The sequence below is a fragment of the Patescibacteria group bacterium genome, assembly GCA_028715115.1.
In the GTDB taxonomy this organism is placed as follows: Bacteria; Patescibacteriota; Patescibacteriia; order UBA2591; family UBA4787; genus JAQUSN01.
Genome location: JAQUSN010000001.1, coordinates 221,449 through 241,080, shown reverse-complemented (window position 1 = coordinate 241,080; position 19,632 = coordinate 221,449). Strand labels below are relative to the sequence as shown.

Genomic DNA, 19,632 nt, shown 5'->3' with positions numbered 1-19,632 from the left:
ATCTGTCCAATTGCGGGCTCAAGGGCCATCCAGTACCAAAGTGGCCTCTTCGAGGCCAATGGAGGATACATGGTAAATCGGTTCAGGGCGTCAAGCGTGAATACGGCCTAGAAGAAGTCGTCCGGCCAAGATCACGTTTGAACCCAAGGGGGCGGGCTCTCCGCCCCCGCTTTATTTACAAAAAATGCCGCTTTTGCTTATAAATTATAAAATTATAACCATTGACAAATTCAAAAAAATATGAAATAATAAAGACAAAGGAGTGCTCATGAATAAACGACAGACTTATTGGGACTCTGTGCCAGCAGGAAGGTTCTTCTGGATGGAGTGGGAAGGAAAGCAGGTACGCTTCCTGAAAGGGGAATCCGGATCAGCAACATCAGTTGACGAGCAGGGCAATCTGGGACACCTCACGATAGGCGTCGCCAGGGCCGATACCCAGGTCTGGATCGAGGAGGAATGACTGCCTACCAAGTGGAGCGGACTGCAAGTCCGCTCCATTAAATTTACAAAAAATCTTATCTTAACCCCCCTCACTTTCTAAAAAAATAAGGATTGACAAAAAGGCAAAAATATGCTAAGATATTAATACAACTAAGGAGATATTATGCATAACCCTCTCTATCTGTTCGGCAGACTGTGGTTTGTCGGGGCGGCGATCATCACGATCATCTCTTTCCCGACATTCGTTCAACGAATGCTCGTGATGACGATGGTTCTCCTCTCCTGCTCCGCTATTGTGGCGATCATATCGGATGCCGTCGAAGCGGGCAAAGAAAAGAAACAGAAGGAATCAGCGCAGTCGTAAGACTAGGCAAACGCCTAGAAAGGAGGCAACGTGAACATGCGAGACGGACCTTGATCTTCGATCAAGGTCCTCTTTGTTTTTAATCTTAGGCTATATAGAACGATATTAAAATTTTAATAGCAAGAAAAATAATTAAAAATATGATCTTGACAAAAGGTCAAAAATATAGAATAATGGTTAAGATCTAAAAACTGGAGGATTGCATGATACGACACGTACTCCGATGTGCCTTCCTGATGGCTGCTTATGTTGCGGCATGGTTGCTGGGAGGCTATGCCGTGATAAACAGCGGCACGCTTCGGCACAATTTCAACGCAGAGATGATAGCCCGTTTCCTTCCACACTTCATTATGGTCACCGGCCTTATGCTAGGGTCGGTGAGAAGGGGTAAGGGTTCTTTCGCCGCGGGTGTCATACTGTCAGGAATACTTCTGAGCGGATTTGCCGCGCTATATCTCTGGCCGAAACTCATTTTCTCGCCAGTGATGCTCGTCGTGCTGGTCGCTGGCTATGTAGCCTTCGGCTACGCTCTCTCGTTGATGGGATACTGGCAAGAGAAGGTCCAATCCAATCGAAGTTTGTCTCTGAGCGGGTGAGCTCCTATACTCACCCGCTATTCTTTTTACAAAAAATTATATAATCTTGACAAAAAGGCAAAAATGTGAAATTATATGATATAACACTGATTGAAGACCGAATGGTAAACAGAAAGGCGGGAGAAATTGGACAGAATTAAACTCTTATTCGGTGACGTTCTGGCTGCTACTGCCGACATCGGCAGCGGTCTGATGATTGGCACTGCTCTTGGTACAATCGATGACCACTATTTCCGACAGCACTGGCCATGGATCTATTCGGCAGCGATTCTCTTTGCGTTGCTGCCGGATCTCGACATCGTACTGAAGGTCGTCGATGCCAAAATAAGGGGCAATTCACGCGGTCATCATCGGACCATACTGCACCAACCCTTCTATTTCGGCATTGCCCTCACCGTCTGGTTTGCACTGGCCTTGCTGTTGCGCTGGCCATTGATTTGGCCATTAACGTTCGCAGCGGGGTCTCTACTCCACTTCGGAAAAGACAGCCTTGGTGAGTACGATCAGCAGGGCAAAGAGTTCAACATCGGAATCTCGTGGCTCAGCCCCTTCCGTCGCGAGACGTTCGTGCTGTTTGGAATGATGGGCAAAGAAAAACGCTTCTTGGTCACCAAACCGGTTGGGTTTGTTGGCATGGAGCACAAGCAGTGGTTAAGAACGCTCTATCTTCGGATGAATCAACGACTGCTTAAAGAGATAGGGTGGTTCATGCTGTGGCTGCTCATCGCCGCAGTCAGAGTGGCTTCCGTGGAGCTTCGATAACAACGCGCTCCACTAACAATCAAGGGGAGGTATCATGCACATCGTGCATATAAGAGAAGGGCCCTAGCTGAATAAGCTGGGCCCTTTCATTAAATAAAGAAGTCGGGGCTGCCTACGGCAGCCCCGACGATTTGCGAAACAGCGAGTCTCGGGCTCAGACCCTTTTCCTGGCCCGCCCTTCTCTCGGACTTGGTATACCGAGAGCGGTATAGATCTTTTCGAGGGAAGCCCTGTTCTGCATACCAGCGCCACCGGGAGCATCGGGGTTTCCTCTGAGTTCTGGGTGTTGGAAGTTCCAGTTCCTGTCCCACTCTTTCTCGCATTCTGCCAAAACACGAGTCACGGGGACTCTGCACTCTTGGGCAGAGACGAAGATGGTGGAAACGACTACCTGGCCGTTGAGACTGAAGCCCTTATCCAGGAATGTCATGATCGAGGCCAGGTCGGTCCCACCGAAGTACCTCTGAAGGAACTGCTTAATCTTCGGATTTACTCTGTCATTCATTGAAATATCACCTCCTTTCAAAGTGACGAAATTGGGATTATTCTATAATTTAGCATATTTTTAGCTTTTGTCAAGATACAAAAAACGAGATTGCTCTCGTTTTTTATTTAAAGGTAATTTACTCCTACCAACTGACTTGCGGCGGGTTATCCGCCGCCTGACGGACATAGAACCAATCAGTCCAAAAATGATCCATGGTGCTATAGTTGTTCAATAGGGCCATGTAAACCACCCTGCCAGCTGAAGTTAATTCTGGCACATTAATTTGTACTTCGTCCAAATCGCCGATCTTAATATTGTGTAGGGTACCGCGCGATTTGATTTCATAAATCAACCAGTTGCGAGGATCAACAGAAAAGGTATATAATACTGTAGCTACTCCGTCGACAACCTTTAAAAGCCTTATCTCGGCCTGATTGAAATCAATAAAATGCGCATCCAGTAATAAAAAATTATTATCTATCCAGCGCCAACGCATTAACTGGACATCATTACCGCCACGATAATCCCGATTTACCTGAGCCTTAAAACTAATATCTAAATCTGCTAATTCAAGGGGGGCTTTCAGGGAAATCCAGGCATCGAATCCAATAAAACTCGGCAAGTTAGTTTTTAAAATTCCCGAATCGACGTTGTCCCAAGTTACCCATTGATAGTCATAGTTTTCACGAATAATTTTAAAATGATCATACCAATCCAAGGCGTTTTCTAGGTTAGCCACCGATTCAGCATATTTATTGCCGTAATACATATAAATTATTTTTTGCTCATTAGCTAAAAGTTGTGGTATTTTAACTACTGCTAACGCCAAAATACCGTCTTGTTCTTGTTCTAATCCTTCGTGATCAACGTCCCAACCGAAATCAAGTAAGGTTTCGCCGTCTGAATCAGTAAACCTAACGTCGGAAAAGTCTTGATTCATTTCTGATTGATAATCTATGACAATATTAATGGGAAAATTAATTAAAATTTTATCACCAATACTATTATCAATAACTAAGACTCTCTTTCTAGTCCAACCATCTAATGATAACTTTGGCACGTAACTGACTTCTGACCAAATGCCTTGATTACCCGCTCGATCAACGGCCTGGATTTTAAATAAATAATTATATCCTGGTTCAACAATTAAATTAATCAAGTTGTCTGGCGTAGAAGTTGTGTTATCCATACCATCAACCTGCCAAAAAATATTATAATAATCTACACCCGACAAATTGTCCCGCGCAGCCCAATTTATTAAAAGCTCTCGCCTATCCTGATTAAAATTAAAATCAATGTCGGTCGGTGCACTCGGTGGAGTTTGATCAAAAATAAATTCTACTGTCGAAGAAGTGCTCTGGGTGTTTCCGGCCCGGTCCTTGGCCAGAGAAGAAACTAAATATTTATCATCTAATAAAAACTCATGATCTAAATTAATTTTCCAAGTGTCGTTATCTAGATCAACTTCAATCCAATTCAGTCCGTCAATCCAAATTGGCGTGGAAGAAGTATAATCTAAATATAAATAGCTGCTTTCCCTCTCTACTTGAATATCAACGCGCAATATATCACTTATAGTCGAGGTGGTAGAACCAAAAATTTTATCAGGCCAGGAGATTAGATTAAAATAAGTTTGATTAAAGCTTGAATTAATATTTGAAATCGGGCCAGTTAAGTCAATGGTCCAATAAATATCGCTGGGGCCACTAAAATTTCCGGCCGCATCTCGGGCACGAACGGAAAACAAATGCACGCCTGCTTCTAAAATATTATAACTCTTTGGAGCAAAACATGATTCCCAAAACGCATCATCTAATGAACATTCAAAAATTGCGAACTCATCATCAGCGATAAAATTAAAATTTACTTCGGTTTGGTTGGTCAGTGAAGGGGGCCGGGCCAAGAAGCTAATCTCTGGCGAGGTTAAATCAATGCGCCAAAAAAAATCGGCCGGAGAATCATCAATATTACTAGATGCATCAATGGCACGCACTCTAAAAATGTGATCGCCTTCAATTAAATTATAATATTCTTTTGGCGAACTACATCGTTGCCATAAGGAATTGTCTAATTTGCAATCAAATCTGGAGCTATCTTCATCCGAAGTAAATTGAAAAATGATATTCTGTTGATTGGTAACGAGGGGCAACTGGTCAAAATTATTAAGAGTTGTTTCTGGTGGATTAACATCTAAACCACCCGCGCCATCAGCAGAACTGCCGCCTCCTACAAGTTCCTGTGGCTTAGGTTGTGATTCTTCGCTCTCTTTTAAAATATCTGGCAGCTGGTCCTCTTGGGGTAATAAAATATTCTGGCCAGGGTCTTCAGCTGATGACTCTTGATTAATTGCGAACTTTTCAGCTTTAATGGACCAATCTATGAAATTATTGCCTAAATTTTGAAAAGTTATACCATCGGCAGTATAGACTAATTGAAACCTGGCTGAATAATCGCCCAATTCAGATGGTATTTTAATTTTAAAAGACAAATCGGTCGATTGACCCACCTCTAAGTTATTCTTCAAGATTACCGGACGCAAACGAGTCGCCCAGGAAGACGAATACAAATTCTTTGAAGTTTGATTAAAAATATTAATGGAAACCTGATTTATTGGTTTCCATGTTTGATTAGTTGTGTTTTTGACAGTGGCAATTAGCGTTATCTCTTGGTCTAACTGGCCCGAAATTGTAGTATTATTAGAAACTATTTGCGCCGACCAATTTTCTATTTGATTTTGATCTTCTCCTGATAGAGAATTGCTGGGCGAAGCGATAAAAAATTGTCGAATATTGTCACCCGCTATATTCAAGGCATTACCAATGGCGGCTAATACCCTTTTCCACCAAAAAATATGGGGTGAGTCGTCAGGGGCCTCGGCGTAAATGTGGTTTGGGTTGTAAATTTTATTATCCGAAATATACCAATTACCAGCTAAAAAATTTATGTATCCCGACATTGGCTCGGGTCTATAGGCACTACCATCAGAATTATATACAGCAAAATGTAGGTGCGTTCCGGGATGATCTAGACAAGAATCACCCGATACGTTCCCGGTATTTCCCTCTAACCCTATTATTTGACCAATTTTCACTTTTTCGCCCACGGAAACTAAAATTTTATCTAAATGTGCATATCTCGAAATTAAGCCATTATCATATTGGACTAAAACTGTATTCCCATATCCAATGTTGCTCATTTTAAGATATCTTATAAATCCATCGGATATTGCTAGGTGCGATTTATTAAATGATTCACAGCCATTTAATACAAAATCTAGAGCGAGGGAGTCGTTGGCAAATGATCCATAATCTTTGTGTGTCGCAATATTATAACCCCTTGTTATTTTAAATTCTTCCTGATCGGCATAGGGCAATTTTAAATTAACGGACGTCGCTAAACAAATTTTAGAACAAACAAAAAGAGGAAAAATTAAAAATATTATGACTATAAGCCTATATTTAGAAACAACGTTCATACCATACTGTACTGTACAATTCAATTAATATATAGAATAACTATCTAATAAATTATTAAATGCATCAAGGCATTTCTTCTCACTATTTGTGTTTAGGACAATTTCGTTCACATTGTAATTAATGGGGTTTAAAATATAAACCGCAATATAATCCCCTAGTTCATTACCAATAACTTTAACGGCGGGCAAATGCGCGGCGCCGATTTCAACATTCTGCTCAGACAAAATGCCCCCTGGACTATTAATTTCGAGCCAATTATTAAGTGTTAATTTTTGATTATTTCTATTAATAAAAATCTCTAGATTACAATTATTATCACTTTCCGTCGCCGCCGTAGACACTTCATAGTTTGGTGGTGTTAATTTTAGACTCCCTTCGTTGTGCCCCTTATTAATAAAATTAACGTTCCACGTTTTATAAATTGCCACTTGATACCCATCTGTCAGGTTTTTCACTATCTTTTGATCGCCTTTTTCGGTAATTTCAATCTTCGGAGCCTGGGTAGTTTCGCCTTTATTAAACCACTTATTTCCATAGATTTGCCACAAAAAATAAGCCGCGCCTAAAATTATTGCCAAAACGATAATTAACAAAACCTTACTAAACGCTCTTCTCATAAATTTTAAGGTTATATTTATACCTTAATTATAATCCCACCCTTTTAATTAACAAGTTAACAATACAAAAACGAGCCACGATAAAATGGCTCGTTTTTGTTGATTTTTGGTGGACCCGAGGGGACTTGAACCCCTGACCCCTTCCATGCCATGGAAGTGCTCTACCGCTGAGCTACGGGCCCCTATATTTATGCGGACGGAGAGATTTGAACTCTCACGGGATTGCTCCCACATGCACCTCAAGCATGCGCGTATACCGTTCCGCCACGTCCGCAAGTGTTTATTTTATCTCTTTCATTTTTTTATGCTTTTTCTGTGAGCGCAAGTAGTAAAGTTTCGCGCGGCGAACCTTGTGCTGTTTAACCAATTCTACTTTCACTAATGTCGGTGAGTGGAGCGGGTAAATCTTTTCAACACCAACAGCGTCAGCGGCTATTTTACGCACAGTAAAAGTAGCGCCTTTTTCTTTGCCGGCATGATGAGCTATCACAATGCCCTCAAAAATCTGCACACGCTCTTTGGGATTTCCCTTGGCGTCTAATTCTTTAATTTTTTGGTGAACTTTTACCAATGAACCAACCTTAATTTCCGGTAAAGAAACTTTGACTTCTTTTGAAGTATTTGATTCTTTGGTTTCAGTTACCTCAGTTTGAGTTTTATTTTCTTCGGTCATAATCTTTTAAATTAATTAAAATTTTATCAACCACTTTTTCTACTGGGGATAGATTGGTGGTATCAATTATTAAATCATAATGCGATTTGTCCAAAAAATCGACATTATAATATTTTAAATAACGTTGGCGGCTCTGCTCTAAGCGTTCATTAAACATTTTTTCAATGCCATCTGGCGAATCAAAATGCTCTTCGTCTGGGCGTTGATCTTTAAAAACGCGTTCGGCCGCAACGCGCGGATTAATATCTAAAAATATTTTATAGGACTTTGGGATGAAAAAGAAGGCCAACCAGCTATCAAAAATCAAATTATCTTCTTTCTCGGCTATTTCTTTGGTTAAATTATCTACCTCTTTATCAGTCCAATCTTCCTTGGCGCCTATTTCATTTAATTGATCGATGGTCAATCCTCGTTTCATGGCCATTTGACCTCTCAGATCGCCCGTTGAATAAAATTTATAACCTAATTTTTCGGCTAGAATCTTTGCCACGGTCGTTTTGCCCGATCCCGGCCCACCGCTTAAAGTAATAATCATTTTATTTTTGATAAAAAGTTGATTAGTTCTTCCGGCAAATCGCTTTTAAATTCCACCCATTTATTATTCAAATCGTTAAATCCCAAGTAAGATGAATGCAAAAAAATTCTACCCAAATCATTGCCAAAAGTTTTATCTTTAAAGCCATACTGCTCGTCTCCGACAATCGGACAATTAATGGCGCGCAAGTGAACTCTTATCTGGTGTGTCCGACCGGTCAAAATCCTGACGCGCAACAGCGAAGAATTTTCGTATTTTTTCTCGACCCAATATTCGGTTTGCGCCGGCTTCTCGTTCTTAACGTCTTTGCGGTATTGGACGGCGATGATTTTGCCCTTTTCGTTTCTAGCCAGCGGCAAATCAATAATATTATGAGTAGACGCCGGTTGGCCGTGAACCAAGGCCAAATATTCTTTTTTTACCAAACCATCTTTAAATTGCTGGCAAAGACTCTGATAGGCCGCTTCGGTTCTGGCGATAACTAGTAGGCCGGAAACTTCTTTATCGAGACGATGAACTATGCCCGGCCGTCCGCTAGCCGTCGGACCGCCAACGGCCTTAATTTCGGGATATCGCTCAACAACCAGGTCAATTAAGGTTTTTTCTTGGCTGTACTTATCGGGATGAACTAAAATACCTGCCGGCTTAAACACGACCAAAAAGTTAGGGTCTTCAAAAAGAATATTTAATATATCAAAATTCATAAGATTGTCAATGGCCCTTATTCGAATTTTTTTAAAAATTCTATGGCCTGAGCTTTGGTTTTTATCCGCCCAGTCAACTGCTCTTCTCTCAGTAAATCCTTCAAGTCTCCGATCTTTTTGCCCGGGCCGATGGAAAGTATTTCCATTATCTCTTCACCCGACAAAAGTGCCGGCGGCAAAATCTTCTTCTTCCGGGCTATTTTTTTTAGTTTATTTGTTCTTCCGAGCATTTGCTTAAAGGTTGAAAAGTCGGATTTACCATTAGCGCCAATCGTGGCAGCAATGTCAGCCCAAGAAAGCTTTAGTAAATCATCGCCCGGAATTTCACTATTAAAGAAATATTTTTCGATGGTATTTTCGCGCATTTCATTGACATTGCCATGAACCAAAATCATATGATGCTGAATTAACCAGGAAATCTTTTGTGGATCAACGCCGATACCTTCGGGACTCGATAGTTTTAGGCGTTCGCAAATCACTCGGGCTATTTTTGCGCCGACTATATCGTGTTCGTTGGAACGGATTCTGTCGACTCCGTGCTCCTGCGGCGTTTTAGTCGTCAATGGCTTGCCCAAATCATGCAAAAGAGCTGCCACGACTAATTGAACTTCTAATTTCTTTTGATGAAATTTTGTTTTGAATTTCTTCGAGGCTAATTTCTCCAAAGTTAATCGCGTATGCTGCCAGACGTCGCCCTCGGAATGAAAACGCGGTTCTTGCGGGCAGCCCTTCATGGCCAACATTTCCGGAATTAATTCTTTAAAAACACCCAATTCATCGAATAAATCAAAGGCTTTAACCGGGTTGGAAACAAATGCCTTTAAAAATTCTTTAGCGATGACTTCATAAGGCATAATTCTGGTTTCGGAAACCTCGCTCTCCACGCGCTCACCATCATTAACTAAAGTAACCTCGCGGTTAAAATCATTTAAGCGCGCAACGCTTTCTTTGATGGCCTGTTTCGTCGATTTTTCTATGGAAAATCCCGTTTGGCAAGAAAAACGGATTGCTCTTAACATTCTGGAGTAATCTTCCTGGAAACGATCAAGCGGATTGCCAACGGCGCGAATTATTTTTTTCTTTAAATCCTTAAGGCCGAAAAACGGATCAATAATTTTCATTTTTTTCGGCGTAGTAATATCAAGCGCCATGGCGTTGATGGTAAAATCACGGCGCGACAAATCTTCTTCAATGCTTAATTTTTCATCGCTTTGCACGTCAAAGTCTCGATAGCCGCCAGTGCCAAAAGAATGTTCGGTGCGCGGCAAGGCAATATCAATCGGATTGTGGGCATCACCGCCTTCGGGCACGAATTTAAATACGCCAAAATTTTTGCCAACTAAATTAACGCTGCCGTATTTCGCCAAAAAAATTTCCAATTTTTGCGCTGAAACGCCGCGGACAACAAAGTCGATGTCCTTACTTAAGCGACCCAGGAGTAAATCTCTAACCGCGCCGCCGACCAAATAAATTTCCGCCACTGGAAATTCTTGATGCAGCTTGCTGATAAATTTGAAACTTCGTTGTTTCAAATCTTTTAGAATTAATCTTTTGCGAAACATAATTTTAAGCATTCTTCTTTAATTATTTTTTGTAACCCCGCGGGGTTATTATTTCTAACCGCGATTCATTTCTCAAATAAATTTGGGGCGTTCTCGCGAAGAAATAATAATAGTTCTTTTTTAAAGCGTTCTTTGGAAAATTTTTCAGCTTGGCTACGAATATATTTAGGATCAAAATTTTCCGGATTAAATTTTATGACTGTCTCGGCCAAGTTCTCCCAAGTTTGTTCGTTAGAAAACATTCCTGTTTTGCCCTCTTCGACTATTTCCAAGGCGCCGCCAGCTCGATAAGCAATGACTGGACGGCCGGAAGCCATGGCTTCAACCGGCACTATGCCGAAATCTTCTTCTTGAGGAAAAATCAAGGCCTTACAATGGCTCAAATACTTGGCCTTGGTTTCTTCGTCGACCGAACCTAAAAATTCAATAAACGGTCCGGCTATTTTTTTAAGCGAAGCGTCTTGCCCGGTCCCGATGATTTTCAAGGGTATTTTTAATTTATTAAAAGCCTGAATGGCCAGATCGATTTTTTTATAAGGGCGCAGACGCGAAACCAATAAATAGTAGTCGCCGATTTCGGGCGAGATATAAAATTGATTCACCTCAACTGGAGGATAAATAATCGCATCAGCTTCGCGATGATAGTATTTTTTAATACGTTTTTTTATAAAATCAGAAATAGCAATAATTTTGTCGGCTCGCTGGGCAGCCAAATAGTCCCAATTGCGCAAATAAGTCAGAAGCGGCGGCAATAACTTTCTAAAAATTTTCTCGCCAGAGCGGAGACCATTTAAATAATCATAAGCATCGCTCCACAAATAACGGGTCGGGCTATAACAATAAGAAAAATGTTTGGTATTTTTATGCGTTAAAATTCCTTTTGCACAGCCCGAGGCGGCCGAAATGACTAAATCATATCCCCTTAAATCAAAGCGTTCAATGGCCATGGGCATTAGACCCAGATACCAGCGATAATGACTGACGCCAAAGGGTAAATTTTGAATCGGCGAAACTCTAATATCCCAACCCTTGAATTTATCGCCAAAACCATTTTTGTCGTAAAATAAAGTATAGACCGGAGCGTCCGGCCATACTTCATGTAAAACTTCTAAAACTTTTTCTGCTCCGCCGTACTGCGTTAGAAAATCATGGACCAAAGCAACTTTCATAAATCAATGCCTATATACTAATTAATAATCTTCTAAACGTTATTTCCTTTTTAATAATAGGAATGGGCAGGCAATAGCTATCGTAGACCAAGCGCCGGTCGCTACACCAGCTATCATGGCAAGGATAAAATCTCTAGTTGATTCACCGCCAAACAAATATACCGCTAAAATGGCAACGATTACAGTAACGGTCGTGCCGAGCGATCGGACAATGGTTTCATTTAAACTACGATTAACCGTATTTCTAAAATCCCGCCAGCCGTCAACTAATAAATTTTCTCTAACACGATCATAAATCACGATCGTGTCATTAACCGAATAACCCAAGACTGTCAAAATGGCCACAATAAAAGTCGAATTAATTTCTGTACCACGAAAGTGCCCCAAGACGGCGAATAAGCCAAGCATAACAATAACGTCATGGAATAGGGCTAACATTGCGCCAGCGCCATAACGCCACGACTCTCCCTTCTTAACAACTCGCGATAAGCGCCGAAAAGCCCAAACCAAGTATAATAAAATCGCCGCCAAAACCAAAACTACGGCCCAAGTAGCCTTGCCGGTCAACTCTTTGCCGATAGTCGGACCGATAGACTCATAACGAGTCTCTTCGGGCTGCCCTAATTTTTGCAAAATTTCCTGGTGAACCTGCTCGTTTGTTTCAGTAAAGCGTAAAATTACGCCATTGTCACCGCTATAACGAATATCAATTTGTCCCAAATTAAGCCCCTTCAACTCTTCGTTAATCGTGGTGGCGGTTGGCCGCTCGTTAGTATAATTTATTTCCATGATTGTGCCGCCGGTAAAATCGATGCCCGGTTTTAGTCCCCAAAGAGTTAAGGCCAAAATTGAAGCGCCGACCAAAACAGCAGAAATACTTAAAAGAATTTTATTTTTACCAACAATGTTATACATAAGGTTATGAATTATCAGCCCGAGGCTGACCCGCCTTCAGCGGGAAATTTAGAAAATAGAAATTAGAAAATTACTTTTTATAAACGAATAATTTTAAAATTACTCGGGTCACTGTAATGGCGCTGAACATGCTGAGCAGAACTCCGATGCCCAGGGTCAAGCCAAAGCCTCGGACTAAGCCGGTGCCAAATTCATATAAAATGAAACAGGCAATTAAGGTAGTAATATTACTGTCACGAATAGCGGTCCAGGCATGGCGGAAGCCATCATCGATGACGGTTGTGCCGGTTTTACCTAAACGGCGCTCATCTTTAATGCGTTCAAAAATCAAAACATTGGCATCAACGGCCATACCGATCGACAGAATAAAACCAGCAATGCCAGCCAGCGTCAAGGTTACGGGAATTAATTTATATAATGCCAAGTTTATTAAAGCATAAATCAACAACGCCAAAGAAGCGATTAATCCGTTCAGACCGTAAAAAACCACCATAAAAATAACTACAGCCAGAAAGCCAATCACGCCAGCAACAATGCTTTTTTGCACAGCAATTTGACCCAAGCTCGGTCCAATGCTTTCTTGACTAATTAGTTTAATCGGTACGGGTAAGGCGCCGGCTGATAAGCGTTGCGCTAAGTCTTTAGCTTCTTGAACGCCAAACTTGCCGCTAATCACTGCCTTGCCGCTCGTAATTGCTTCTTTAACAGTCGGAATACTAATCGCATAGCCGTCTAAAAATATAGCAACGGGCTTATCAACGTTGCGAGCAGTAATGTCGGCAAATAATTTCGCGCCCTCGGCGTTAAATTCCAGAGAAATTTCCGGTTCACTAGTTTGCGGATTAAAGGTCATGGTCGCGCTTTTCAACTGCTTACCAGTTAAGCCCGTGTAGGCCCAACCGCCACCAGCAGCAATGGCAGCCTCTGATTCAGTTTTAATCAAAATATGGCTAGCGCGAATTTCTTCTTTAGCATCATCGGTGGTTCGCTCATCGGTTTTTTTAATAATATGATAACCAAATTCTGTTTTAGTTAATGTCTTAGCAATCTGTCCTTTCTTTAAAGTAAAAGCGGCATCTTCGAATTCCTTAACCATTACGCCGCGGCTAAACCAACCCAGATCGCCGCCTTGCCCTTGAGTGCCGGGGTCGTCTGAGTATTGATTGGCTAAAGCGGCAAAATCAGCGCCCGGCTTTAGCGCCTTAGCTAAAACATCCGATGCTTTTTTTTGGGCATTAATATTATATTGGGCAATTTCCTTTTTTTCTTGATCAGTCAAAACCTTGGCTGGCGCCTCTTCTTTAAATTCTAATGTCGGAGTTTCGCCGATCATTTTAATGGCTTCGTTAACATTTTTAATGCCGGGCAACTCGATAATAATTCTCCACTCGTCTCCGGACTTGGCCGTTTGTACTAACGGCTCCGAAACGCCGAAAACATTAACGCGCCGTTCAATAACATCTCGCGCACCCTCGACCGCCGCAGCTCGTTGATCAGCCGGCAAATCAGAAGTATTGGTTTGATAGGTTAACTGCGTGCCACCTTGTAGGTCTAGACCGAGGTGAACTTTTTGATCGGTAAACCACCCGTGAAGCGGAAACCAACTTGGCAAACGGGGTATATCAATCAATAAAGCAAAAATCGTTAAAATCAAAATTAGAACGAAATTGGTCCAAAGTTTATTTTTGTGCATAAAATAAATTAGTAAAGAATCTTAATTAGAATGATAGCAGATTGAACTTTTTTGACAAGGAATATCCACCTAACATTATCTTAAAATGTTGGTGTCCCGATCCTTCCGACTAGCCCCGACCAGTTAACCCCCTCAATACAAAGCCCTCTCTGGATCTGGACTAATCCTCCAGGGTGCCTAAAGCGGAGATCGGCACAGCCACGTGGCCATGCCAAATCTTTATAACTAAAATAAAAGATCAACGAGCGATCTCTTATTTTTTAAATTTTTTTTAATTTAAATTCTATCCAAAATTTTTAATTCCAACCTATCAGCTTTGGTGTCATAAAGGGCAAAACTAGCCCGATAAAACATGCCGGCCAGCGTCCCTGGATTAACCAAACGCACGATTTTTTTTGTCTTTCTTTTATTTTGCAACACGTTTGAAATAGATTTCTCTTTGATTTTTATTTTATCTTCCCAGGGTTTGTGGGTGTGGCCATAAAAAACTAAATCATACTTTCCTGTTAAAGCCATTTCTTTTGCCTTGTCTGGCCGATGAGTAAAGGCAATTTTTTTGCCGTCTATTTTTATTGAACCGGATTCACGGCAATAATTAACGCTAGGAAAATTAACCACGCGTTGCTCCAGCATTTTTTTGTCGCCGACATTGCCGTAGACCAAATGAATCTGTCCGGTGAATTTTTTAACTAAAAATTGCGTCAAAAAAGTCGGCGCACACAAATCGCCACAATGAATTAAAGTATTTATGCCCTGCTTTTTAATCCATTTCAATGCTTTTTCTGTGTTGGTTAAATTGTCGTGAGTGTCAGAAATAATAACGATTTTCATAAAATTCATTTACGTAAAAATTCAATAACCCTGCGATTTAATATAATGTTATATAAGTAATCGCGACCGCGAGCAGATTTAATATGCTCGACCAAATCGGGCTCCTGCGCATAATTAGCGGCCATTTTCTCAACTTCATCATCTAATTCTTTATCAGAGATGACTATTTTTTCTTGCTCAGCCACTTCGCGAATCGCCAAAGAGGTTTTAACCCTGTCTTCGGCCTTAGAAATAAACTCGCGACGCAAATCCGGTAAGGTTTTTTTAAGATGAGTCAAATAATCATCAAACTTTAATCCCTGTCCTTCAATGGTAGCCTGCAGTTCGCCGATAATTCTGTCCAGCTCACTTTCCACTAAAACCTCGGGGATTTCTTCGAATTGTGATTTGTCGATTAATTGTTTTAAAATTTCTAATTCCTGGCGTTGTTCTTCTTTGCGCTTGGCTTCATCTTCCAAGTTTTTCCGCAATTGATCCTTTAGTCCGACCAGGTCCTTGAATTTGCCCACACCTTTAGCAAAATCATCATTTAACTCCGGTAAGTCTATTTGATAAAGATTATTTAATTTTACTTTAAAGTCAATTTGCTTGCCGGCTAATTTTTTGTCAAAATGTTCGGCCGGATATTGCAGATTGAATTCTTTTGTTTTCTCAATCTCCAAACCAATTAACTGATTAGAAAGCCCGGGGATGTAGAAATCTTCACCCAAAACAACAGACATGTTTTTGGCCGAGCCATTTTCTAATGGAACCTTATCAAGAAACATTTCTAAGTCAATTTCAGCCCGATCACCCAGTTGCGCCGGGCGTTTGACCAGCGCTTCTTTACGGCGCATTTGCTGTAATTCTTTTAAAAATCTATCGACTTGTTTTTCATCGATTTTGATCGGCTTGGCCTCTGTTTTTATTTTTTTATAATCACCAAGCTTGACTTTTGGCATTAAAACTAAAGTAATTTTAAAAATAAAAGGATTGTCTAGGGCTAATTTAACTAAATCGACTTTTGGCTCGCCGATGGGCCAAATTTTTTCTTTTAAAATAATATCGCGATAACTTTTATTAATTGCCAATTCAGTCGCCTGCTCTAGCACCTTTTTCTGGCCGGCCTGGCGTTCAACCAAATCAAGCGGCGCCTTACCCGGTCTAAAACCAGAAACAGTTATGGTTGTTCCCAGCTCAGACAAGGCCTGCTGATAAAATTCTTTTAACTCATCGGCGGTTAAGGTAACCTCGATTTCCAATAAATTTTTAGGTAATTTTTTAGTAGTGTAATTCATAAGTTATTTTAACTTAACATAAAATATTTATTTTGACAAGGAAAATCATCTTGACAAAAACAAAAAAAATAATTAAACTTGATAATATCAACCGATGGAGGATGAGATGAAGAGACTGATTTTCTACTGGCTAATCGTGCTGACGATAGCCTTACTGCTTGGCTGGCTGGTCTCGGCCATGTTCATCAAAAAGGTGCCCCTTCTCGGGCAATCACCAGTCGCCTATCAGACAACAGCCCTGGTCGTAATCCGCTTGCTCAAGGCCTTTTTCGGGGCCATCGTGACCGGGTTCGTTATCCTCGGGGCCTGCGAACTTGTGCCGCCAAGTCGATTCAAGAAGAAGGCAATCGGTCTTCACACGTAGAAACCTTAACGCAGCGGGGCATTGCCCCGCTGCGATTCTTTTTTAAAATATTTTATTCTGTTTTTTTCTTGCGAGATTTTTTCTCTTTTTTCGGTTCGGCTGAATCCTTTTTTTCTTCTGGATTATCGACTACCGCTGTTACTTCTTTCGCATCTTCTCCTTCTGGAGCTACGCTTTTTTCAATTTCTTTCGGCGCTACTTGTACATCTATTTCATAACCTGTTAAGCGAGAAGCCAAACGCACGTTTTGTCCGGCGCGGCCGATAGCTAAAGATAGATTTTCTTCTTTTACTCTAACTATTGCTTTTTTGTTTTTTTCGTCAATTTCGATTGATTGAACTTTGGCCGGCGATAAAGCGTTAGTAATAAATTTTGCCAAATCCTCGCTCCATTCGATAATGTCAATTTTTTCACCGCCTAATTCAGAGATGATTGTTTGAATGCGTACGCCTCGCTGGCCGATACAAGCGCCAACCGGATCAACACCCTTTTCTTGAGTGAAAACTGCTACCTTGGCGCGCGAACCAGCTTCGCGAGCAATAGCCTTTATTTCAACCGTGCCATTGGTAATCTCTGGAATTTCTTGAACGAATAATTCTTTTAAAATTTCTGGATGTCGGCGCGAAACGATAATTTCTGGGCCCTTGGGGGTTTGACGCACGACCTGTAAATAAAATTTAAATTTTTGATTGGGCATATATCGCTCTTCTATAATCTGTTCCGAGGCGGGTAAAATCGCAGTAGTGTCTTGTAGCTCTACTAAAACCATATTTCTTTCATAACGCTGGATAATACCGTTAATAACCGTGCCCTCTTGCGCTTTATAGCGGTCAAAAACCGTTTGTCGTTCGGCTTCACGTATTTTTTGCACGATAACCTGTTTGGCGGTTTGGGCGGCCACGCGGCCAAATCCAGTCGGCATTTTTAATTCAGTGGTAATGGTTTCGCCAATTTTTATTTTTTTATTTATTTTTTTGGCATCTGATAGTTGGAGGTCTGTTTTAGGGTTAAATCTTTTTTTCTCTTCCTCGTCTTCTTCGGCGGTAATTTCTGATTGAACTGGCACCGACTCTTCAGCTTCGATTTTTTTGGTTTTGGATTTTTTTGTTTTTTTTATTTCTTCTGCCTCTTTTTCTTCGTTTTCTTTTTCGGCCAGTTCTTCGGGTGGCAAATCTTCAACTACGGTTTTAACGTCAAAAACTCGCATTGATCCATCAATCGGGTTAAACTCAACTTTGATGTTTTGATTTTTTTCACCATAATCGCGGCGGTAAGCGGCGGCCAAGGCCTGCTCGATAGCCGACAAAACCAAATCGCGGGAAATCTTTTTTTCCTGACAAATTAAATCAATGGCTTGTGAAATTGTGGGTTCATTATTTGCCATAAATTTTTGAATATTTAAAAAATTTAATTTAATTGCCTTGTGATAAACTGACGAGACATTAGAGGTAACGCTTCGACTCGCGAACTCGCTCAGGGCTATTACCAGCGCTCGCTCGGCAATAAAAAATAACTAGTCTAAAATAGACTAGTTTATTAATATAAAGATTATAACAGAAAAAAAATGAAAGTCAAATTAAAATTGGGGAAAAAGTAGGCTCATTAATTTAATCCTTGATAATGCCTTATTTCTGGCTTAATTTTATTGTCACAAAAATCTATAGCCACTAAATCCAAACGCCAATTTGGACTATCCAAATGATTGATCCGGAAATATTGCTGAATGGCGCGCTGAAGTTTTTCTTTTTTAGCAGTAGTTAATTCCTCTTCTGGTAAACCAAAATTATGATCTGACTTGGTTTTGACTTCGATAAAAACTAAGGTCACATTTTTAATAAATATTCTTTTAAGTCTGGGCGTGCTTGAAAAATCTTGAGCGATGATGTCGATTTCACCAAGCTGACCGGCCTGCCTACCGGACAGGCAGGCCTGAAAGTTGCGCTCTAAAATTTTATATCCCCTTCTTTTTAAAAAAGAAACGGCGATTTGTTCGCCGCTTTGCCCTAACTCAAGATGATCCATATATAAAATATGAAAAATTATTTTTTAAAAACCATGGCCAGATGATAAGGACCGGCTTCAAATTCTTTCTCTAGCTTTAATCCGGCATTTAAGATTACCTGGGTTAAATTATCAAACTTGACCCGCATTTCTGGTATCGGACCAAACGGGGCTCCTGTTCTTTTCCAATCGCAAATCACTAATTTGCCGCCCGATTTAAGTAAACGAACGGCTTCTTTGATAACAGTTACATCATCCTGGGTTTGAAATAAAACATTAATCAACATACTGACATCAAGTGAACCGGCCGGAATCTTGGTAGCGCCGTATTGTTCTAAGTTTGACCAAACGGTTTTAATATTATAAATTCCTAAGATTCTCGCGTGGCCAATTACACTATCAAGGGCCCGCTTCATAACGTCAACTGCATAAACAATGCCCTTACTGCCCACCATCTTGGCGGCTTGTAAAGAAAAATATCCGCGAGCGCCGCAACCAAGATCACCAACCTTCATTCTCTCTTCAATGCCAACCTTGCGCAAAAAATCTTTTGCGTTAATCAACTCATTGCCTCCAGGAACTTTTGTTGGATCTAGGTTTTCCATACGAATTAATAATAGCACAAAACAAATATTAGGGAATGAAAATTGTGGATATTATATTCTTGATTATAAAATTTTATTTTATTCGCACTTAACGGTATTATTTTGAACAATCTTTCCGTAAAAATCTAATCTTTCTCCCGTATTATCATTTACTCCCAAGCTTAAATAACCATTATCTTCTGCTTTAAAATCCCAGAATTTTTCGCTGTCACCCTTTTTAAAAATTTCTTCGCCTTGTATTTCTTCGGCAACAGCATGAGCGTTGAAAAGGAATTTAAATTTTTTGCCGTCAAAATCGAACTCTAGCGGAAAGGGTTGTTTAATTGTAGTTTTTATCTCTTTTACCAAAAGAAACGTGTTCTCATTTAAGTCATCAGCAAAAACAAAATCGTCGCTTAAAAAACATTTAACATAATAACTGCCGTCATCAAACCTAAATTTTATTACTTCTTTGACAAAAAACTCTTTTCCGTCAGCAAATAATTTTATGTTTGGCCTGATTTTTGAACGAAATTCTACAACGTCCATAAAAATTAATTTATTTTGGCAAACTTTGT

19 protein-coding genes and 2 tRNA genes are annotated in these 19,632 nt (G+C 40.5%); 3 read left to right on the top strand and 18 right to left on the bottom strand.

The features are described from left to right. Positions 1–607 precede the first annotated feature (607 nt). On the top strand, positions 608–808 hold the full coding sequence (locus PHV78_01230; GenBank protein MDD5395862.1) for a hypothetical protein: 201 nt from the start codon (positions 608–610) through the stop codon (positions 806–808). 722 nt (positions 809–1,530) lie between these two features. Beyond that, positions 1,531–2,166, top strand: coding sequence for a metal-dependent hydrolase (locus PHV78_01225; protein MDD5395861.1), 636 nt, complete (start codon positions 1,531–1,533; stop codon positions 2,164–2,166). Positions 2,167–2,320: 154 nt separating this feature from the next. Here the strand turns inward: PHV78_01225 and PHV78_01220 are convergent, their stop codons facing one another. From PHV78_01220 to tig, 14 genes are all read right to left on the bottom strand, one after another. Then, positions 2,321–2,671, bottom strand: a complete 351-nt coding sequence (locus PHV78_01220) for a hypothetical protein (GenBank protein ID MDD5395860.1) — start codon at positions 2,669–2,671, stop codon at positions 2,321–2,323. A gap of 124 nt (positions 2,672–2,795) precedes the next feature. After that, on the bottom strand, positions 2,796–6,128 hold the full coding sequence (locus PHV78_01215; GenBank protein ID MDD5395859.1) for a DUF2341 domain-containing protein: 3,333 nt from the start codon (positions 6,126–6,128) through the stop codon (positions 2,796–2,798). A gap of 24 nt (positions 6,129–6,152) precedes the next feature. Further along, entirely contained in the window at positions 6,153–6,746 is a 594-nt protein-coding gene (locus PHV78_01210) for a hypothetical protein (GenBank protein MDD5395858.1), read from the bottom strand. Positions 6,747–6,853: 107 nt separating this feature from the next. Beyond that, positions 6,854–6,928 (bottom strand) — tRNA-Ala (locus PHV78_01205). A gap of 9 nt (positions 6,929–6,937) precedes the next feature. Continuing rightward, a tRNA-Leu gene (locus tag PHV78_01200) sits at positions 6,938–7,020 on the bottom strand. Between the two features lie 6 nt (positions 7,021–7,026). After that, on the bottom strand, positions 7,027–7,419 hold the full coding sequence (rplS, locus tag PHV78_01195; protein ID MDD5395857.1) for a 50S ribosomal protein L19: 393 nt from the start codon (positions 7,417–7,419) through the stop codon (positions 7,027–7,029). Beyond that, positions 7,403–7,954 (bottom strand): cytidylate kinase family protein, encoded by a 552-nt coding sequence (locus PHV78_01190; protein ID MDD5395856.1) that lies wholly within the window; start codon positions 7,952–7,954, stop codon positions 7,403–7,405. The genes rplS and PHV78_01190 overlap by 17 nt, the downstream gene beginning before the upstream one ends. After that, positions 7,951–8,658 carry an RluA family pseudouridine synthase gene (locus PHV78_01185; GenBank protein MDD5395855.1) on the bottom strand — a complete coding sequence of 236 codons (708 nt, stop codon included), beginning with the start codon at positions 8,656–8,658 and terminating at the stop codon, positions 7,951–7,953. Before PHV78_01185 ends, PHV78_01190 begins: the two co-directional genes overlap by 4 nt. 17 nt (positions 8,659–8,675) lie before the next feature. Continuing rightward, positions 8,676–10,220 carry an HDIG domain-containing protein gene (locus PHV78_01180; GenBank protein ID MDD5395854.1) on the bottom strand — a complete coding sequence of 515 codons (1,545 nt, stop codon included), beginning with the start codon at positions 10,218–10,220 and terminating at the stop codon, positions 8,676–8,678. A gap of 65 nt (positions 10,221–10,285) precedes the next feature. Further along, positions 10,286–11,389 (bottom strand): glycosyltransferase, encoded by a 1,104-nt coding sequence (locus tag PHV78_01175; protein MDD5395853.1) that lies wholly within the window; start codon positions 11,387–11,389, stop codon positions 10,286–10,288. Positions 11,390–11,428: 39 nt separating this feature from the next. Continuing rightward, positions 11,429–12,304 (bottom strand): protein translocase subunit SecF, encoded by an 876-nt coding sequence (gene secF, locus PHV78_01170; protein MDD5395852.1) that lies wholly within the window; start codon positions 12,302–12,304, stop codon positions 11,429–11,431. 70 nt (positions 12,305–12,374) lie between these two features. Further along, entirely contained in the window at positions 12,375–13,997 is a 1,623-nt protein-coding gene (gene secD, locus PHV78_01165) for a protein translocase subunit SecD (GenBank protein MDD5395851.1), read from the bottom strand. Positions 13,998–14,273: 276 nt separating this feature from the next. Beyond that, on the bottom strand, positions 14,274–14,828 hold the full coding sequence (locus tag PHV78_01160) for a YfcE family phosphodiesterase (protein MDD5395850.1): 555 nt from the start codon (positions 14,826–14,828) through the stop codon (positions 14,274–14,276). A 5-nt stretch (positions 14,829–14,833) separates the two neighbouring features. Next, entirely contained in the window at positions 14,834–16,105 is a 1,272-nt protein-coding gene (gene tig, locus PHV78_01155; GenBank protein MDD5395849.1) for a trigger factor, read from the bottom strand. Positions 16,106–16,199: 94 nt separating this feature from the next. Between tig and PHV78_01150 the strand changes: the two genes are divergently transcribed. Beyond that, positions 16,200–16,469, top strand: a complete 270-nt coding sequence (locus tag PHV78_01150) for a hypothetical protein (protein ID MDD5395848.1) — start codon at positions 16,200–16,202, stop codon at positions 16,467–16,469. A gap of 52 nt (positions 16,470–16,521) precedes the next feature. On the opposite strand, the gene nusA is transcribed toward PHV78_01150, so the two are convergent. The 4 genes from nusA to PHV78_01130 form a co-directional block, all read right to left on the bottom strand. Beyond that, entirely contained in the window at positions 16,522–17,853 is a 1,332-nt protein-coding gene (nusA, locus tag PHV78_01145; GenBank protein ID MDD5395847.1) for a transcription termination factor NusA, read from the bottom strand. Positions 17,854–18,071: 218 nt separating this feature from the next. Next, on the bottom strand, positions 18,072–18,491 hold the full coding sequence (locus tag PHV78_01140; GenBank protein MDD5395846.1) for a YraN family protein: 420 nt from the start codon (positions 18,489–18,491) through the stop codon (positions 18,072–18,074). Positions 18,492–18,508: 17 nt separating this feature from the next. Beyond that, positions 18,509–19,075 (bottom strand): methyltransferase domain-containing protein, encoded by a 567-nt coding sequence (locus PHV78_01135; protein ID MDD5395845.1) that lies wholly within the window; start codon positions 19,073–19,075, stop codon positions 18,509–18,511. Positions 19,076–19,153: 78 nt separating this feature from the next. Beyond that, the gene (locus tag PHV78_01130; protein MDD5395844.1) at positions 19,154–19,603 is read right to left on the bottom strand and encodes a hypothetical protein; all 450 of its coding nucleotides are present in this window, start codon (positions 19,601–19,603) and stop codon (positions 19,154–19,156) included. Between the last annotated feature and the right edge of the window lie 29 nt (positions 19,604–19,632).

Bases quoted from the DNA above. Each gene is read 5' to 3' on its own strand.
- secD (MDD5395851.1), bottom strand. From the start codon at position 13,997: ATGCACAAAAATAAACTTTGGACCAATTTCGTTCTAATTTTGATTTTA.
- PHV78_01160 (MDD5395850.1), bottom strand. From the start codon at position 14,828: ATGAAAATCGTTATTATTTCTGACACTCACGACAATTTAACCAACACA.
- PHV78_01140 (MDD5395846.1), bottom strand. From the start codon at position 18,491: ATGGATCATCTTGAGTTAGGGCAAAGCGGCGAACAAATCGCCGTTTCT.
- rplS (MDD5395857.1), bottom strand. From the start codon at position 7,419: ATGACCGAAGAAAATAAAACTCAAACTGAGGTAACTGAAACCAAAGAA.
- PHV78_01190 (MDD5395856.1), bottom strand. From the start codon at position 7,954: ATGATTATTACTTTAAGCGGTGGGCCGGGATCGGGCAAAACGACCGTG.
- PHV78_01130 (MDD5395844.1), bottom strand. From the start codon at position 19,603: ATGGACGTTGTAGAATTTCGTTCAAAAATCAGGCCAAACATAAAATTA.
- PHV78_01175 (MDD5395853.1), bottom strand. From the start codon at position 11,389: ATGAAAGTTGCTTTGGTCCATGATTTTCTAACGCAGTACGGCGGAGCA.
- tig (MDD5395849.1), bottom strand. From the start codon at position 16,105: ATGAATTACACTACTAAAAAATTACCTAAAAATTTATTGGAAATCGAG.
- PHV78_01215 (MDD5395859.1), bottom strand. From the start codon at position 6,128: ATGAACGTTGTTTCTAAATATAGGCTTATAGTCATAATATTTTTAATT.
- secF (MDD5395852.1), bottom strand. From the start codon at position 12,304: ATGTATAACATTGTTGGTAAAAATAAAATTCTTTTAAGTATTTCTGCT.
- PHV78_01220 (MDD5395860.1), bottom strand. From the start codon at position 2,671: ATGAATGACAGAGTAAATCCGAAGATTAAGCAGTTCCTTCAGAGGTAC.
- PHV78_01185 (MDD5395855.1), bottom strand. From the start codon at position 8,658: ATGAATTTTGATATATTAAATATTCTTTTTGAAGACCCTAACTTTTTG.
- PHV78_01230 (MDD5395862.1), top strand. From the start codon at position 608: ATGCATAACCCTCTCTATCTGTTCGGCAGACTGTGGTTTGTCGGGGCG.
- PHV78_01150 (MDD5395848.1), top strand. From the start codon at position 16,200: ATGGAGGATGAGATGAAGAGACTGATTTTCTACTGGCTAATCGTGCTG.
- PHV78_01135 (MDD5395845.1), bottom strand. From the start codon at position 19,075: ATGGAAAACCTAGATCCAACAAAAGTTCCTGGAGGCAATGAGTTGATT.
- nusA (MDD5395847.1), bottom strand. From the start codon at position 17,853: ATGGCAAATAATGAACCCACAATTTCACAAGCCATTGATTTAATTTGT.
- PHV78_01210 (MDD5395858.1), bottom strand. From the start codon at position 6,746: ATGAGAAGAGCGTTTAGTAAGGTTTTGTTAATTATCGTTTTGGCAATA.
- PHV78_01180 (MDD5395854.1), bottom strand. From the start codon at position 10,220: ATGTTTCGCAAAAGATTAATTCTAAAAGATTTGAAACAACGAAGTTTC.